We start from the raw sequence: 1,202 nt of genomic DNA, 5'->3' as shown, positions 1-1,202 counted from the left end.
GGCCCGGCTGGTCGCGGTGGTCGTGCTCGCGGCCGCGTCGGTGCTGGTCGTGCTCGGCCCGGGCCGGCCGCCCGGGTGGGCGTGGGCCGGGCTGGGCCTCGTCGGGGCGCTGGTGGTGACGGCGCTGCGCGGCGGCGGGCCGACGCCGTTCCGCGCGGCGATGGCGATCGCGCTGGTCGACGTCGTGCTGCTGGTGCTGCGCAGCTGAGCCCGGCGCGCCTGGGTAGTGCACTCCCATGGATGACCCGTGGGACCTCCTCGTCGTGGGCGGCGGACCGGCCGGCGCGGCGACGGCGCTCGGCGCGCTCTCGGCGGCGCCGGAGCTACGGGTGCTGCTGCTCGACCGCGCCACGTTCCCGCGCGACAAGGCCTGCGGCGACGGCGTCTCGCCCGAGGCGTCCGACGTGCTCGCCGCGCTGGGTGTCCCCGGCCTGCTCGACGACTGGGCGCCGATCCGGCGTCTGGAGCTGTCGCACGGCGGCCGCCGGGTGTCGCGCCCGATGCGCCGCGCCGTCCGCGTCGTCCCGCGCACCGTCCTCGACGACCGGCTGGTCGCGGCGGCGGTCGCCGCGGGTGCGCGGCTGGAGCGGCACCGGGTGCGCACGGTGCGGCAGCGCGGCGACGTCGTGGCCGTCGACGACGAGGTCGCGGCCCGGGTGGTGGTCGGCGCGGACGGCGCCTACTCCGTCGTCCGCCGCGCCGCCGGGGTGCCCGAGGTGCGGCACCGCGCGATCGCGCTGCGCGGCTACGTCGCGACGCCGCCGCGGTGGGCGGGGCGGCAGGTCATCGCGTTCGACCCCGCCCGCCGCCAGGCCTACGCCTGGTGCTTCGACCGCGGCGACGGCCTGGCCAACGTCGGCTACGGCGCCTTCGGCACCGACGGCCTCACGCGGGCGGTGTTGCTGCGGCGGCTGGGCGCGCTGCTCCCCGGCACGAGCGACGGCGACGGCGACGGCGCGAGCGACGCGGCCTGGCGCGGCCACCATCTGCCGTTGTCGTCGTGGCGCTGGACGCAGCCGGACGGCCGGCTGCTCCTGACCGGCGACGCCGCCGGGCTGGTCAACCCGATGACCGGCGAGGGCATCCACTACGCCGTCGCCACCGGGGCGCTGGCCGGGCGGGCGGCCGCGGCCGCGGTGACGGCGCGGCGGCCGGAGACCGCCGGTGCCCGCTACCGGACGGCGGTGCGCGCGCTGCTCGGC

At 79.9% G+C, this 1,202-nt stretch carries 1 protein-coding gene and 1 pseudogene; both read left to right on the top strand.

The features are described from left to right. Positions 1-208, top strand: a pseudogene (locus DY240_RS32260) (UbiA family prenyltransferase); the annotation flags it as partial. A 28-nt stretch (positions 209-236) separates the two neighbouring features. Next, positions 237-1,202 (top strand): NAD(P)/FAD-dependent oxidoreductase (locus DY240_RS22625; RefSeq protein WP_119662070.1); only part of this gene is annotated, 966 nt, incomplete at its 3' end.

Source organism: Jiangella rhizosphaerae (assembly GCF_003579925.1).
Lineage (GTDB): Bacteria > Actinomycetota > Actinomycetes > Jiangellales > Jiangellaceae > Jiangella > Jiangella rhizosphaerae.
Note: the sequence above shows the minus strand (reverse complement) of the source record. Positions and strands in the feature narration are given on the sequence as shown.